The organism is Sporosarcina sp. P12(2017) (assembly GCF_002743035.1).
GTDB lineage: Bacteria > Bacillota > Bacilli > Bacillales_A > Planococcaceae > Sporosarcina > Sporosarcina ureae.
Genome location: NZ_PDYL01000002.1, coordinates 203,380 through 218,905, shown reverse-complemented (window position 1 = coordinate 218,905; position 15,526 = coordinate 203,380). Strand labels below are relative to the sequence as shown.

15 protein-coding genes are annotated in these 15,526 nt (G+C 41.2%); all 15 read left to right on the top strand.

Translation table 11 applies throughout. The features are described 5' to 3' along the window. The first annotated feature begins 8 nt into the window (after positions 1-8). The gene (locus CSV80_RS02530) at positions 9-539 is read left to right on the top strand and encodes a YceD family protein (protein ID WP_029052387.1); all 531 of its coding nucleotides are present in this window, start codon (positions 9-11) and stop codon (positions 537-539) included. 24 nt (positions 540-563) lie between these two features. Beyond that, the gene (gene rpmF / locus CSV80_RS02525; RefSeq protein ID WP_029052386.1) at positions 564-737 is read left to right on the top strand and encodes a 50S ribosomal protein L32; all 174 of its coding nucleotides are present in this window, start codon (positions 564-566) and stop codon (positions 735-737) included. A gap of 107 nt (positions 738-844) precedes the next feature. Next, a complete protein-coding gene (locus CSV80_RS02520) occupies positions 845-1,606 on the top strand; it encodes an enoyl-CoA hydratase/isomerase family protein (protein WP_029052385.1) in 762 nt (253 codons plus the stop codon). 136 nt (positions 1,607-1,742) lie between these two features. Then, positions 1,743-1,958, top strand: a complete 216-nt coding sequence (locus CSV80_RS02515) for an acetyl-CoA carboxylase biotin carboxyl carrier protein subunit (protein WP_099669455.1) — start codon at positions 1,743-1,745, stop codon at positions 1,956-1,958. 82 nt (positions 1,959-2,040) lie between these two features. Continuing rightward, positions 2,041-3,528 (top strand): acyl-CoA carboxylase subunit beta, encoded by a 1,488-nt coding sequence (locus CSV80_RS02510; protein WP_099669499.1) that lies wholly within the window; start codon positions 2,041-2,043, stop codon positions 3,526-3,528. A 55-nt stretch (positions 3,529-3,583) separates the two neighbouring features. Next, positions 3,584-4,477, top strand: a complete 894-nt coding sequence (locus CSV80_RS02505; RefSeq protein ID WP_099669454.1) for a ketopantoate reductase family protein — start codon at positions 3,584-3,586, stop codon at positions 4,475-4,477. After that, entirely contained in the window at positions 4,471-4,851 is a 381-nt protein-coding gene (locus tag CSV80_RS02500; RefSeq protein WP_029052382.1) for a DUF3397 family protein, read from the top strand. Before CSV80_RS02505 ends, CSV80_RS02500 begins: the two co-directional genes overlap by 7 nt. A gap of 84 nt (positions 4,852-4,935) precedes the next feature. After that, complete coding sequence (gene bshC / locus CSV80_RS02495; protein WP_099669453.1) at positions 4,936-6,552, top strand: bacillithiol biosynthesis cysteine-adding enzyme BshC; 1,617 nt, start codon at positions 4,936-4,938, stop codon at positions 6,550-6,552. 583 nt (positions 6,553-7,135) lie between these two features. Next, entirely contained in the window at positions 7,136-7,567 is a 432-nt protein-coding gene (gene mraZ / locus CSV80_RS02490; protein ID WP_029052380.1) for a division/cell wall cluster transcriptional repressor MraZ, read from the top strand. Between the two features lie 17 nt (positions 7,568-7,584). Continuing rightward, positions 7,585-8,517, top strand: a complete 933-nt coding sequence (rsmH, locus tag CSV80_RS02485) for a 16S rRNA (cytosine(1402)-N(4))-methyltransferase RsmH (RefSeq protein ID WP_099669452.1) — start codon at positions 7,585-7,587, stop codon at positions 8,515-8,517. Between the two features lie 17 nt (positions 8,518-8,534). Continuing rightward, entirely contained in the window at positions 8,535-8,906 is a 372-nt protein-coding gene (ftsL, locus tag CSV80_RS02480) for a cell division protein FtsL (protein ID WP_099669451.1), read from the top strand. A gap of 32 nt (positions 8,907-8,938) precedes the next feature. Beyond that, positions 8,939-11,128, top strand: a complete 2,190-nt coding sequence (locus tag CSV80_RS02475) for a penicillin-binding protein (RefSeq protein WP_233201493.1) — start codon at positions 8,939-8,941, stop codon at positions 11,126-11,128. 71 nt (positions 11,129-11,199) lie between these two features. Further along, positions 11,200-13,095 (top strand): penicillin-binding transpeptidase domain-containing protein, encoded by a 1,896-nt coding sequence (locus tag CSV80_RS02470; RefSeq protein ID WP_099669498.1) that lies wholly within the window; start codon positions 11,200-11,202, stop codon positions 13,093-13,095. Between the two features lie 46 nt (positions 13,096-13,141). Then, a complete protein-coding gene (gene mraY, locus CSV80_RS02465) occupies positions 13,142-14,113 on the top strand; it encodes a phospho-N-acetylmuramoyl-pentapeptide-transferase (protein WP_099669449.1) in 972 nt (323 codons plus the stop codon). Further along, positions 14,114-15,463, top strand: a complete 1,350-nt coding sequence (gene murD, locus CSV80_RS02460) for a UDP-N-acetylmuramoyl-L-alanine--D-glutamate ligase (protein ID WP_099669448.1) — start codon at positions 14,114-14,116, stop codon at positions 15,461-15,463. The last annotated feature ends 63 nt before the right edge of the window (positions 15,464-15,526 follow it).

Sequence of the window (15,526 nt, the reverse complement as noted above, 5' to 3'; positions counted from 1 at the left end):
TGATAGACATGAAATGGTCCATTCATCAATTACGGAAACATAGGCAAGGCCCGCTACTGTTTGACGAAGCAGTGAATTTGGATTCCGTGAAAAATCGGAATGAAGAAATTAGGGCAATTCAGCCTGTTCGAGTAAGTGGAACATGTACAATTGGTGAGAAAAAGTTAACATGCCAACTTCGGCTAGAAGGTTCAATGACTTTGCCTTGTGCACGTACGTGGGAAGACGTCGATTATCCATTCTCCATTGAAACAGTTGAGCAATTCAGCTGGGACGAGGGGACACTTCAGACGGATGATGAAATTCATCCGGTTGATGGGGAAATAATTGATTTTACTCCTGTATTGGAAGAACTGATTTTGCTTGAAATCCCGATGCAAGTACTCTGCGAAAATGCAGATGAGATGCAGCAGGTGGAAGGCAAAGGTTGGTCCTATACAACCGATGAGGAATTGGAAGCGCAACGACAAGAAGCAGGAGAAAAAGTGGATCCTCGCTTAGCGGGATTGGCTAATTTTTTTGAAACCGATAAAGAGTAAACCCTTATAAGGAGGTGCCCCCCAATGGCAGTACCAAAGAGAAGAACTTCTAAAACGAAGAAAAATATGCGTCGAACTCATTTCAAAATTGAAGCGCCAGGTATGACTACTTGCGACAACTGTGGCGAAATGAAATTGGCACACCACGTTTGCAAATCATGCGGACACTACAAAGGAAAAGACGTTGTAGGCGAATAATTTAGATTCTACACAACGAAATAAAGACTACCTTGAGACCATGGCTCAAGGTAGTCTTTTTTGTTTTGTGCAAAAATGGTATGCTAAATGGAAAAGGGGGAATTTCTTTGTCTTATTCTATAAAGATCGATCAATCCATAGCTTATTTCACAATTAATCGTCCTGCAATGCGAAACGCGGTAAATTATGATGTCATGGAAGGGCTTGAATCCTTTCTAGATCAAATTGAGGATGATCCTGAAATTTCTTTTGCTGTTATTACAGGAGAAGGTGACCTGGCATTTTGTTCAGGCGGAGATCTTAGTGATTTTCACGGCTTTCACACAGCAGAGGATGCGTTTCCAATGCTTAGCAGGGGGGCTAGTATTTTATATCGGATCGCTACACTACCGATGCCTACAATAGCGCTAGTAAATGGAGCAGCAGTTGGTGGGGGCTGTGAATTGGCAACAGCTTGTGATTACCGTTTGGTTGCATCACATGCAAGAGCCGGATTCATTCAAGGTACACTGGCCATAACGGCTGGGTGGGGAGGAGCTACATTATTATTTGAGAAAAATGGTCCACATGACCGTTTGCTGCAGTTTACGAGTAGAGCGAGCATTCATTCACCTGAACAATTACTAGAGCTTGGCTGGGCAACTGAAGTGTATGAGGGGGATACCGAAGTAGCGCTTGATCAGTTTCTAGCTCCAAAGCTAAACGTACATAGAAATGTACATCGTGCGTATAAATCCATCGCCACTAGGAAATGGAAAACAAACGGGCTTGAGCACGCTATGCAAGAAGAAGCTCGCGTCTGTTCCGTTCTTTGGGAAAGTGATGCACATCATGAAGCAGTTCAAAGGTTTTTAACAAAAAGTAAGTAAAGTTCCAGTCCCGACAAGCATACATTGTCGGGACTGTTTAGAATTCACTTGTAAACGGTTTCATGATTAAGATACACTATCTATAAAGAAGTTATTTTCAATAATTGTTAGTACTTAGAAAATGAGGAGTGATGATATGCAAGAAGTAAAAGCAACTATGGCAGGTACAATCTTCCAGATTGAAGTGAAAGAAGGAGACGCAGTGACGAAGGGACAAGTTGTCGTCATTTTGGAATCCATGAAGATGGAGATTCCGCTAGAAGCTGAAGTGGATGGAACGGTGAATAAGATCCACGGTGCTGAAGGCGATTTTGTAGATGAAGACGAAGTGTTAGTTACCATTCAATCGTAACGAAAGGTGGGGGAGTTCCTTGACAAACGAATCGACCAAGACTGCGTATAATGAAAAACTTCAAGAAATCACCGCTCGTGTTATGGCGGGTGGTGCAGAAAAATATCATAAGAAATTAGAACAACAAGCTAAGTTATTCGTTAGAGAGCGGTTACGCCTTTTATTTGATGAAGGTAACTATGCAGAAGATGGAAAATTTGCAAACTGTGAAACGAAAGATCTGCCTGCAGATGGCGTCGTTACAGCTACTGGGAAAATCGATGGTCAAACAGTTTGTGTCATGGCTAACGATTCTACAGTTAAGGCGGGTTCCTGGGGTGCAAGAACAGTAGAGAAGATTATCCGTATTCAAGAAACTGCTGAAAAGCTTCGTGTACCATTACTTTATTTAGTGGATTCCGCTGGAGCGCGTATTACAGATCAGCTAGACATGTTCCCGAATCGTCGTGGGGCCGGTCGTATATTCCATAATCAAGTGCGTTTATCGGGTGTCATCCCACAACTGTGCCTTCTATTTGGGCCCTCTGCAGCAGGCGGTGCCTATATTCCAGCCTTCTGTGACATTGTCATCATGGTGGAAGGCAATGCCTCGATGTACTTAGGTTCACCACGGATGGCTGAAAAAGTCATAGGTGAGAAGGTAACGCTAGAAGAAATGGGTGGCGCCCGCATGCATTGTACTGTAAGTGGTTGTGGTGATGTGCTAGTAGCTACTGAGGAGCAAGCAATTGTAGAAGCTCGCAAATATCTCTCTTACTTCCCTGGAAATTTTGAAGGGCCTGCGAAATTTGCAGAACCTCGTGCGGTGAAGGAAGGACGTTCATTGGAGGAAATTATTCCCGAGAACCAAAATGCGCCATTCGATATGTATGAGGCTATCGATCAATTAGTAGATGACAATAGTTTATTTGAAATTAAGAAGTTATTTGCACCGGAGGTTATTACTGCTCTTGCACGCATTGACGGACGGCCTGTAGGGGTTATAGCGAATCAGCCCAAAGTAAAAGGTGGCGTGCTGTTTGTGGATTCAGCGGACAAGGTAACGAAGTTCATTACATTATGTGATGCTTTCTCCATTCCGTTGCTGTTCCTGGCAGATGTGCCAGGGTTCATGATTGGGACGAAAGTGGAGCGGCAAGGAATTATTCGGCATGGTGCTAAGTTAATTATGGCGATGAGCTCCGCCACCGTACCGAAAATTTCGGTCGTTGTGCGTAAAGCTTACGGGGCTGGTTTGTACGCGATGGCAGGTCCTGCTTTTGAGCCAGATGTCTGTATTGCGTTGCCGACTGCACAAATCGCTGTAATGGGTCCTGAAGCAGCTGTCAATGCGGTATACTCGAATAAAATTGAAGCCATAGCGGATCCAAAAGAGAGAATTGCATTTATTAAAGAGAAGCAGCAAGAATATAAAGAGGAAATCGATATCTATAAGATGGCCTCAGATCTTATCATTGATGAAGTGGTTGCGCCTCATAATCTACGGTCAGTGCTAGCTGAGAGATTCGGATACTATGAAACGAAAAAATTTATGAATTCTTCGAGAAAACATCCTGTCTATCCTGTATAATAAAACATATCAACAGAGACGCCTTCACTGGGTCTCTTTTTTAAGGAGGAAAGCTATGCGATTTGTAGTGGTAGGAGCGGGATCTATAGGATTATTAATTGGGTCCTATTTAGCTCAACATCAGGCAAATGTAACCTTTTGGGTAAGACGAAAGGAACAAGCAGAGCATTTACGTAGTGGTCTGGTGAGAGGGCCAGAAAACTTTACATATGAAGTAGATTCAACCATACATATTGAAGAGTTGCCAACAGAGGCGTTATGGATCATTGCTGTGAAGTATGATGCGTTACCCGTTGTATTGTCTGAAATCAGCGCTCTACCGGTACAACCGGATTTATTGTTCATTCAAAATGGAATTGGACATCTGTCGCTAATTAAGCAGTATCCACTTGGGCATGTGTCGTTTGCGACAGTCGAGCATGGTGCTGCAAGAATAGATGACCGAACAGTTTCACATAACGGTATTGGACCTATTAACATCGTCGAAAATGACCGGATTGCTCCGACCATACAGTGGATGCAAGAAATAGACCCGCAAAATTTTCCGATTACTACGCAACTAAATGCGAAACAGTTATTGTTTCGTAAAGTACTGATCAATTGTGCGATCAACCCACTAACGGCATTATTGGAAATCAGGAATGGACTGTTGTTAGAAAACCCTCACTTCCATGTGTTATTCCGCCAGTTGTGTGAAGAGTTACTCAGTAACTTTGAAGAGTATAGTGATTTATTGAGCTATAGTGATATAGAAGAGGTATGCCGAAAAACAGCCTATAATCAATCTTCTATGCTTGTAGATAGAATAAAAGGACGGAATATGGAAATCGAGACTATTTTGACAGCAGTGTTGAAGGAAATTAATCAAAAAGGTGGCAGAGCTTCTTTTTTACAAATGCTTGAGACTGCACTGCTTGGAATAAACAGGAGTGAATGTGGCGGATGTTGACGAATATACTTGGAGCATTATTATTGTTCCCTTTTATAATTTTAGTAGTATTAATTATTGTTGCGAAGAAAATAGGGTTACCTAAAAAAAAGAGAATTGGATGGGCGGTAGATTGGACTACACCATTTATGGTACTGACCGTTTTGATTTTGATTCGTGCGATTTGGGATGTTTGGCTACCTATTTTGTTGATCGGAGTAGTGTGTTTAATTGCTATCGGATTTGCAGTTATAGAACGGTCTAGGGAAAAAGAGTTTCGGTCTTCTTGGGTGTTACGCAGAACATGGCGAGCGTATTTTCTACTCTTAACAGTAGCATACTTTTTACTGTTCATTATTGGAATTACGGTGCAGATCATCCGCTACTTGAACTAAAGTGTACTCGTAAGCGTATGAATTCAACCTAATTGGATCAGATGATATACTTGCGGTATTATAGTACATAAAGGGGTTTGTGGAATGGACTTGGACACAATGGAGTTACCGAAAAAGAGTAAATTGATGGAATCGTATCGTCATGATCCACAATTTTTCCATAGATATTTTAAATATGAAATGACACCAGTAGGGTATGAAGAAAGAGCGGAAGAATTACAGCAACGATCTTTTCAGAGAGAACAGCTAGCTGCTGCGGTAGAAAGTTATATGAAGCCATTTGGAATATCCGATTTGGCTGCTCAGTATATACAAGAGCTTTCAGAAGATGCGTTAGTAGTTATTGGCGGGCAGCAAGCAGGGATTTTGACAGGTCCTTTATATTCTGTTCACAAAGCTATATCCGTGATTTTATTGGCACAAAAACAACGAGAAATACTAGAGAAACCTGTAGTTCCTGTTTTTTGGGTTGCTGGAGAAGATCATGATATTAACGAAATCAATCATACATACACTGCGAAGGCAGGAAAAGCGATCAAGCGGCAGTTTAAACAACAGACCATTTTAAAAACGATGGCTTCAGACACACGTTATGATCAAAAAGAAATGACCGCGTATATTAAGAAGATTTTTAAAAGCTATGGAGAGACATCTTATACGCAAAAATTGTTGAATGATGTGCTGCAAACTGTAGAGCAACAACAGAATTTCACAGATTTCTTCACTTCACTGATGAATGAACTATTTACTGCGCATGGATTATTATTTATGGATGCAGCTTATAAACCATTGCGACAACTGGAATCGCCTTACTTCTCACAGATGATTGAGAACACTGAAGCAATGGCGAAGAGCATTTACTATACAGAACAACAGCTTCAAGCAGATGGGTATGCAAAGCCAATTGAATCGGATGTGCAAGATGCTAATCTATTTTATGTTCATGACACGGGGAGGGTACTACTCCGAAGAAAAGATGGGAAATTCGTCAATGAACAAGCGGGGATCAGTTTTACAGCACAAGAAATGCATCAACTTGCAAAAAATGAGCCTTGGTTGCTAAGTAACAACGTAGCCACAAGACCTATTATGCAAGATCTCGTATTTCCTGTATTGGCATTTGTCGGCGGACCTGGTGAAATTGCCTATTGGTCTTTATTGAAAGAAGCTTTTCATCTCATGGGTATCAATATGCCGGTAATTGTACCAAGGCTTTCTATTACGTTGGTCAACAGACAAGTCCAGGAAGCGCTAAAGCTGACGGAAATTACAATGACCCAAGTAATGAATCACGAATTACCGGAACTTCTGGAAAAGTGGCTAGAACAACAACGAGATGAGCAATTCGATCGTTTGTTGACGGAAACCCAGAGTCAATTACAAACGCAGTATGAACAGTTGCAGTCGCATCTCGAAACGTCAGATCCAGGACTACTACAACTTCTCGATAAAAATTTACAATTCCATAAGAGTCAATTTGATTATTTACAGAAGAAAAAAGAGCAATCCATTTTACTGAAGCATCACGTACAATACGAGCGCTATCACGTTATTTCGGAACAGCTATTTCCGGAAGGTTCCCTGCAAGAGCGTCTCTACTCGCCATACTTTTACTTGAACCAGTTCGGTGAAGGATTGATTGATGAGTTACTGAAACAACCTTATACGTTTAATGGATTACATCAACTAGTCTATTTATAAGAAACCACTTAAACCCGTCATTCGTTCTATGAATGGCGGGTTTAGTTTGCGTGTAAAAGAATGTGAATTTGTTGTAGTGGGGTTGTCAATTTAGAAAAGTCATATTCCGGGGGATTCGGAGAGAGTAGATCCTCTTAGTGCCGCACTTCTTACGTTTCAGTTCCTGTGTAAAAAATATAGTCACTTCGTGTGGTGAATTGAAGTAATGGCTGATATCTTTTTGTGGATGAACTAAATCTAAACTTGAACTTAAATAAGTTTAAATACAACACTGTGTCCCATACTAATTCTAGTATGTGGTTTGTTGCCCACCCCGCTTTCTCTGCATGCCTTAAGCATCTCTAATTGGAGCTTCCGGCCTATCTCACACACTAAACAAGTCTCAATTGAAACTAAACGTTATTCAATGGTGATAACGAATGAAAATTGCGAAAAAAGTAGTTTTTTCGGGATACGGGCAGGAATGTAAATCAGAAAGAAGTACTATTGACACATTTTAAAAATTATGCGAAGAAAAACAGCATAGTGGGTGGAGGAAAGTGGGGGGATGTGGTACATTATTTCATACAGTGGGGTGAATTATATGTTCATGGGTGAGTATCAGCATTCAATTGATATGAAAGGTCGACTGATCGTTCCTTCGAAATTTCGGGAGCTATTAGCAGAAGGCTTTATTTTAACCCGTGGACTGGATAATTGCTTGTTTGGATATCCACTGGATGAATGGCAAAAGCTTGAAGAAAAATTGAAAGCGTTGCCGGTTACAAAAAAAGATGCTCGTGCATTCACTCGTTTTTTCTTCTCAGGAGCAAGCGAAGCCAGTCTAGATAAGCAGGGGAGAGTAAATATACCTGCAAACTTACTACAATTCGCGAAGATTGAAAAGGACTGTATGATTATCGGTGTATCCAGCCGTATTGAGATCTGGTCTGCAGAACTATGGGAAGCGTATTACGAGGAATCTGAGGAATCATTCAATGACATTGCAGAAAACCTTATTGATTTTGAATTTTGAAAGCAGGCGGAATAACCATGTTTAACCACACAACAGTATTACTTCATGAAGCCGTCGAAGGCTTAAATGTAAAAGAAGATGGCATTTACGTGGATTGCACACTTGGTGGTGCAGGTCACAGTGAAGAAATTATTAAACTTCTTTCATCTGAGGGACAACTAATCTGCTTCGACCAAGATATGACAGCTATTGAAGCAGCGCAAAAAAAACTATCGAACTATACAGCACAAGTACACTTTGTCCATGCAAACTTTAAAGACTTGAAAAATGAATTAGCAAAATTGGGAATCTCTCATGTAGATGGGATTTTATATGACCTTGGAGTTTCATCTCCGCAATTGGATACACCTGAGCGTGGCTTCAGTTACCATCATGACGCTCCACTGGACATGCGTATGGATACATCTGCGCCATTGACGGCTTATGAAGTAGTCAATGAATGGTCATATTCAGATTTGGTCAGAATATTCTTCCGCTATGGTGAAGAAAAGTTCTCTAAGCAAATCGTTCGTAAAATTGAAGAAGCACGCGCTGATGCGCCTATACGTACAACAGGAGAACTAGCTGAGATTATTAAAACAGGAATACCAGCAGCTGCCAGAAGAACTGGAGGCCATCCTGCGAAACGTGTTTTCCAGGCTATACGAATTGCGGTAAATGATGAGCTAGGAGCAGCTGAACAATCTATAACCGATGCCCTTACGTTATTACGTGAGGATGGTCGGATTAGCGTAATTACCTTCCATTCGCTTGAAGACCGCTTATGTAAAACGATTTTTAAGGAGGCTTCTTCCATGCCGGAGTTGCCGCCAAACTTACCTATTATACCTGAGGGCATGGATCCGGATTTCCGTCTTATTACGCGAAAGCCGATCATCCCTACAGATGAAGAGATAGAGCATAATAAACGTGCCAGATCAGCGAAATTACGAATTATAGAGAGAAAATAGAAAAGGGGAATTGAGCCATGGGACTAGAACAACGGAACTTAAATACGCCATATACACCGGAGATCGAACAACATACTGACCAAAATCAGCCGCAGGTTGTCCGCCGTGTAAAAAAGCGTTTTTCTAAGGGTGAAAAGATATTGTTCACTTTATTTGCAGCATTTACAATCGGATCATCTTCCATGCTTTTACAGACACATTCTGATATAAACACTGTAAATAAAGAAGTGCAGTTGATGAATACTGAAATTGAAAATACTGCAAAACAGAATAATGAATTGTCCATTCAAGTGAGTGACAAATCCACTTACGAACGTATTTGGAAAAAAGCACAAGAGAATGGTTTGAACCTTAACGAAGGTAACGTAAAGGTCGTACCTGGACGATGAAGAAGTTTCGCTTTCAATGGGGAGCCTTTCTAATGTTTGTAGTATTCGGAGGGCTCTTTTTCATATTATTCGGCAGAATTCTTTTTATTCAGATGACGGGCCAAGTAGATGGGAAAGAGTTAGCAAAAATCGCCTCGAACCAATATGAAAAACATGCAGTTTTACAAGCAAACCGTGGGGCAATTGTGGATCGAAACGATGAGCCGATTGCATCGGATACATTAAGTTATAATGTAGTTGCTGTCCTTAATGAAGCTGCTAGTAAAAACAGCAAAAGAAAATATCATGTGGTGGATTATAAGGAGACGGCTAAAGTACTGGCCAAGTATTTACCGTTAAAAGAACGTGAAATTTACGATAAAATGAAAAATGCTAGAGAAGGCACATGGCAAATTGAGTTTGGTCATGCGGGCAAAGATCTGAACCGCGAAACGATGATGAAAATGAAGGAAGAACTCGATAGAAAAAAGTTATCGGGTGTTTTGTTTGTAGAAGGTAAAAAAAGATTCTACCCTAACGGTCGCTTCGCTTCTTACTTAGTGGGCTTTGCCCAAAAAGAAGAAATGGAAAACAACCTAACCGTCACCAAAGGGAAAATGGGGCTTGAAAAAACGTATAACAAGCAACTAACAGGTGTAGATGGAAAAGTGAATTATCAATCTGATGGTTGGGGATATTTATTGCCCACTGCAAGCAAACAAATTGAAGAACCACAGGACGGTCAGACGATTAAACTTACATTGGATAAGACGATCAGTAATTTCGTTGAAGAAGCGATGGATCAAGTAGAAAAAGAGTATTCTCCGAAGAAAATGCTTGTTCTTGTGTCGAATCCTAAAACCGGTGAAATCCTAGCAATGAGTCAGCGACCGACGTTTAATCCGATGACACGAGAAGGTTTAACAGAAAACTGGTTGAATGATGCAGTCGAGCAGACTATTGAACCAGGTTCTCCAATGAAGATGTTCACATTGGCAGCGGCGGTGGAAGAAGATAAATGGGAGCCAGATGATTACTTCAGATCTGGATCTTACCGGATCTACGACAGAGTGATACGTGATGTGAACGTGGAAGGTTGGGGAACGATTACTTTTATGGAAGGTTTACAACGTTCCTCTAACGTGGGAATGGCATACTTACTGGAAAGAATCGGTGATCAGAAATTCATTGAGTACGTTCACAAATTTGGCTTTGGTAAAAAGACTGGGATTGATTTGCCGAATGAAGCGTCGGGCGTTGTACTAGATAATTATCCTGCTGAACGATTGACGACTTCTTATGGGCAAGGTTCTACAGTTACACCACTACAAATGATACAGGCTGCTTCTGCTATCGCCAATAACGGTGTCATGATGAAACCATATGTAATCGACCAAATCATAGACCCGAATACGAATGAAGTGCTGGAGAATCACGAACCTGAAGAAAGTGGAACACCAATTTCCGCAGCAACTGCTAAAGAAGTGCGTGAAATTCTTGCAACAACAGTAACTTCAGAAAAAGGTACTGCACAAAAGTATCATCTGGAAAATTACGCAGTAGGTGGTAAAACCGGTACAGCAGAACTTCCCAAAACAGATGGAAAAGGGTATATGTCTGGCTACGGTAACTACCTATATTCGTTCCTTGGAATGGCGCCGATTGATGACCCGCAGCTTCTAATTTATGTAACCGTTCAGCAACCTAAATTAAAAGCAGGAGAACAAGGCTCCGATCCTGTATCAAAAGTCTTTAATCCGATTATGGAAAACAGCTTGAAATATTTGAACATTGCTCCTGACGATGAACAACTGATACCTGTGAAAAAAGTTGGGGATTATGAAGGGGAAGATGCGGAAACAGCAGCTTCATTGGCAGCAGAGGATGGCTTCCAAACCGTATTAATCGGAGAAGGTGGCAAGGTAACTAAACAAATACCAAAAGCTGACACGAAATTAACGGCGGACTCAATGATTTTGTTGGAAACAAGAGGAGATACCACATTCCCAGACATGACAGGTTGGTCTAAAAAGATGGTACTTTCTTTTACGAACCTTTCAAAGCTGGATATTCGAATCAACGGTGAAGGCTATGTTGTTGGACAAAGCGTAACGGAAGGAACGTCAGTAAACAAGAATGATCCAGTTGTCGTTGAACTTCGGACGCCAAGGCAGCAGTATAATAAAAAGAAGAGTAATGAAGATAAAGAAGAAAACGAAGAGGAGCAAATCATGGGTGGCTAATGTATAGCGCGCGATTTCCCAGCATACCTTAATAGAAAAAAGGTAGTGAGTCATTGCGTTCATTTATTGATATGCAGTCCAAAAAACGTTTACGTGCAGCCTTCTTATGCTTTCTTATCTGTCTACTACTCGTAATAGGAAAACTATTTCATGTCCAAATCATCAAGCATGAATGGTTGAAAGAAAAAGCAGAAGAAAATTGGGATATTGAAATTCCTTTTGGTGCTATGCGTGGAAATATTACGGATCGAAGTGGTAAGTTGATTGTCGGTAATAAACTAGCACCTACGCTGTATTTCATGCCGGCTCAAAATCCCGACATTTCCAGCGACATACCTGCAATTGCAAAAATCCTTAAAATGCCACCAGAAACTTTGGAAGAAAAGCTGAAGAAAAAAACATATATGGTGAAATTAGCTCCAGAAGGAAAAAATATTACGAAGGAGCAAGGGGATGAAATTACTAAACTACAAGTAGCCGGCTTGTATGTAGGAGTAGATTTCGTCCGACATTATCCATATGATGATCTGTTAGCGCGTTTGATTGGCTTTACCGGCTATGATGGTGATGGGTTGGCAGGTATTGAGTATGCATATGATGAAATTCTAAACGGAACAGGAGACAAAGTACGACTGTTCACTGATGCTAAAGGAATTGCATTGCCACACGTAGAAGATAGTTTCGAACATGGGAAAGATGGTTCGAACTTGGAGTTGACTATCGATCTGAAAATGCATCAAATTGTGGAACGCGAACTGATCCAAGCAATGGAAAAATATGATGCAACACAGGCACTGGCTATCATCATGAATCCAAAAACAGGAGAATTATTGTCACTGGCCTCTGTACCTGGTTTTGATCCACGAGAATATCAATCAGCCGATTCCACTATCTATAATCGGAATTTGCCTGTATGGATGACGTACGAGCCAGGTTCCACATTCAAAATTCTTACATTGGCAGCTAGTTTGGAAGAAGACGTCATCGATTTGGAGAAGGAAAATTTTTATGATCCTGGTTATAAAGTCGTTGCAAACGCTAGGTTACGGTGCTGGAAGCGAGAAGGTCATAAAGATCAAACATTTTTGGAAGTCGTAGAAAATTCATGTAACCCTGGATTCATTACGATGGGACAGCGACTTGGAAGTGAAAGATTAGATCGTTACATTCGTGAATTCGGCTTCGGTAGCTCAACAGAATCAGGCATTGCTGGTGAATCGAAAGGTATTCTGTTTTCCAAAGAAGCATTTGGACCGGTGGAACAGGCAACTACTTCGTTCGGGCAAGGAATCTCTGTCACCCCAATCCAACAAGTGCAAGCAGTCGCTGCAGCTATTAATGGCGGCAAACTCTATAAGCCATATATCGTGAAATCAATAAAAGACTCTGAAGGTAAGACGTTAAAAGAATTTGAACCAGAATTAAAAAGACAAGTAATCAGTGAAGAAACATCAGCTAAAGTGCGGCATGCGCTTGAATCTGTTGTAGCTAACGGATCGGGTCGTAATGCGTTTGCAGATGGTCTTCGAATAGGTGGTAAAACAGGGACGGCACAGAAAGTAGAGAATGGTCGTTATAAAGATGGCGATTATATCGTCTCCTTCATTGGTTTCGCGCCTGCAGACGATCCCGAACTACTCGTTTATCTAGCTATCGATAGTCCAAAGAACTCCATTCAATTCGGAGGAGTTATCGCTGCACCAATCGTAGGACGTATCATTGAAGAAATTGCTCCGATTGCTAATATTGAAAGAAGAAAAGAGCAGTTAGAGAAAGAATACCGATGGGGAGACGCGATCACATTCCGTTCACCCGATTTACTTGGAATGAATGAAAAAGAATTGCTGTCTCAAAATTACACGTTCAAAGTTAAATGGCATGGAAAAGGTAAGAAAGTGATTCGACAGTTACCCGCTCCCCATACTTTGATGACCGTGGAAGACACGATTCATTTGTACACGGAATAAGCAATGCTTCACTGACAGGCAATTGATAGTAGAAGGAGAACTTAACATGACACTCGGCACCACAGTTACGATAATCGCTGTCGCATTTTTTGTATCAGCGATTATCGGGGTGATCATCATCCCATTACTTAGAAGGTTGAAATTTGGTCAAAGCATACGGGAAGAGGGTCCGAAAGCGCATTTGAAGAAAGCGGGCACGCCCACAATGGGCGGGCTCATCTTCCTTCTTTCCATATCGATTTCAACACTCGCTTTATCTTACATAAACGACACATTAACTACTCATACGATTGTGTTATTGATCGTGCTGACCGGTTTCGGAATCATCGGCTTCCTAGATGACTTTATCATCATAGTGGCGAAGCGCAACTTAGGATTGACATCACTTCAGAAATTAATTGGACAGATCATCATTGCGATTGTTGCCTTTTTCTTACTGAAACTCGGACCATTCGAAACTGCAGTAATGATTCCTTTCACGGAACTTGGAATAGATCTTGGTGTATTTTATGTGGCCTTTTTGGTCTTTTGGCTCGTAGGTTTTTCTAACGCAGTTAACTTGACGGATGGATTGGATGGTCTCGTTGGTGGTACATCGACTATAGCATTCACTGCATTCGGTGTATTGGCGCTAGTGTATGAGCAAAACGATATTGCGTTATTCGCATTCGTAGTAGCAGGTGCGATGCTTGGATTTTTATTATTCAATATCAAACCAGCGAAAGTATTCATGGGAGACACAGGTTCATTGGCATTAGGCGGCGCGCTCGCTATGATTTCAGTATTAATCAAACAAGAATTATTGTTGTTGATCATTGGAATTGTATTTGTAGTAGAAACACTTTCCGTTATTATTCAAGTCATTAGTTTTAAAATGACAGGAAAACGCGTCTTTAAAATGAGTCCCATTCATCATCACTTTGAATTATCAGGCTGGTCTGAATGGAAAGTAGTGATTGTGTTCTGGGGTGTGGCATTGCTTGCTGCCCTCGTTCCAGTCTTCTTGGAGGTCATGTAGATGAAGAATACAGAACAATTCATAGGGAAAAAAGTACTTGTAGTCGGCCTTGCGAAGAGTGGAGTGGCAGCAGCAGGTTTGCTTCATCGTCTAGGTGCGGAAGTGGTAGTCAATGACTCTAAGTCGCTAGAAGGCAATGAAGAGGCAATAGAACTTCAAACTCAAGGAATTGAAGTCATTGGTGGGGGGCATCCAAGTGATTTACTAGAACGAAACTTTGACTTTATTGTGAAAAATCCGGGGATTCCTTATAGCAATTCGTTAATTGCTAGTGCTGTTGAACGAAAAATCCCGATTTGGACCGAAGTAGAATTAGCAGGTATTCTCAGTGAAGCACCGGTCATTGCTATTACGGGTTCGAACGGTAAAACGACAACCACCACATTGCTTTATCATATGCTCAATATGGCAAAGAAAAATCCGTTGATTGCCGGCAATATTGGAACTGTTGCTTGTACAGTGGCGGAAAAAGCTCAGGCGAATGAAGTGATTGTACTTGAAGCCTCTTCATTTCAGTTAGCTGGAACAGAAAGCTTTACTCCGCGTATAGCGATTTTCACGAATTTATATGAAGCGCATTTGGATTATCATGGATCGATGCAAGAATACTTAGATGCGAAGTTGCAAGTGGCTCGCAATCAAACTTCAGAAGAATACTTGATTTTCAATGCAGATCAAAGGTTAATCAAAGAAGCAATAGAATCATTTAAATCTGAAAAAGTTCCATTCTCTGTACTTGGAAAAGCTAGAGAAGGTATTTCAGCGGATGGCGAATGGATTTATTGGCAAGGTGAACCTTTCATAGAAATTAAGCATATCAAATTACCGGGCCGTCACAATTTAGAAAATATCTTATCGGCAACAGCTGCAGCCATATTGTCAGGGTGTGAAAAAACGGCGATAGAAAATGTCTTAAGTTCTTTCACTGGTGTTCGCCACCGCATGCAATTTGTTCGCGAAGCGAATGGCCGTACAATATACAATGATTCAAAAGCAACCAATACATTAGCAACAAAAAGTGCACTTTCCTCATTTAAGATGCCAATCGTCTTGATTGCGGGCGGACTTGACAGAGGTCATTCATTTGAAGAATTACGACCTCACATGAAAAATGTCCGTGCTGTCGTGACGATAGGGGAGACGGCAGAGCGTTTTGCGGAATTTGCGAAGTCTTGTGGTGTCACAGAGGCGACCCGGGCATCTACTATGCATGAGGCTGTTGAAAAGGCATACGCATGTAGCTGTGAAGACGATGTGATTTTATTGTCGCCAAGCTGTGCAAGTTGGGATCAATATGAGAGCTTTGAAAATCGTGGTGACCAATTTGTCGAGGCCGTAATGAAGTTGTAAATTCATTGCAATAGTTGGAAAGAAAACTGAAGAAGTGACTGAATAACTTGAGGAAGGATGCGA

Bases quoted from the DNA above. Each gene is read 5' to 3' on its own strand.
- CSV80_RS02530 (WP_029052387.1), top strand. From the start codon at position 9: ATGAAATGGTCCATTCATCAATTACGGAAACATAGGCAAGGCCCGCTA.
- rpmF (WP_029052386.1), top strand. From the start codon at position 564: ATGGCAGTACCAAAGAGAAGAACTTCTAAAACGAAGAAAAATATGCGT.
- CSV80_RS02515 (WP_099669455.1), top strand. From the start codon at position 1,743: ATGCAAGAAGTAAAAGCAACTATGGCAGGTACAATCTTCCAGATTGAA.
- CSV80_RS02510 (WP_099669499.1), top strand. From the start codon at position 2,041: ATGGCGGGTGGTGCAGAAAAATATCATAAGAAATTAGAACAACAAGCT.
- CSV80_RS02505 (WP_099669454.1), top strand. From the start codon at position 3,584: ATGCGATTTGTAGTGGTAGGAGCGGGATCTATAGGATTATTAATTGGG.
- CSV80_RS02500 (WP_029052382.1), top strand. From the start codon at position 4,471: ATGTTGACGAATATACTTGGAGCATTATTATTGTTCCCTTTTATAATT.
- bshC (WP_099669453.1), top strand. From the start codon at position 4,936: ATGGACTTGGACACAATGGAGTTACCGAAAAAGAGTAAATTGATGGAA.
- mraZ (WP_029052380.1), top strand. From the start codon at position 7,136: ATGTTCATGGGTGAGTATCAGCATTCAATTGATATGAAAGGTCGACTG.
- rsmH (WP_099669452.1), top strand. From the start codon at position 7,585: ATGTTTAACCACACAACAGTATTACTTCATGAAGCCGTCGAAGGCTTA.
- ftsL (WP_099669451.1), top strand. From the start codon at position 8,535: ATGGGACTAGAACAACGGAACTTAAATACGCCATATACACCGGAGATC.
- CSV80_RS02475 (WP_233201493.1), top strand. From the start codon at position 8,939: ATGTTTGTAGTATTCGGAGGGCTCTTTTTCATATTATTCGGCAGAATT.
- CSV80_RS02470 (WP_099669498.1), top strand. From the start codon at position 11,200: ATGCAGTCCAAAAAACGTTTACGTGCAGCCTTCTTATGCTTTCTTATC.
- mraY (WP_099669449.1), top strand. From the start codon at position 13,142: ATGACACTCGGCACCACAGTTACGATAATCGCTGTCGCATTTTTTGTA.
- murD (WP_099669448.1), top strand. From the start codon at position 14,114: ATGAAGAATACAGAACAATTCATAGGGAAAAAAGTACTTGTAGTCGGC.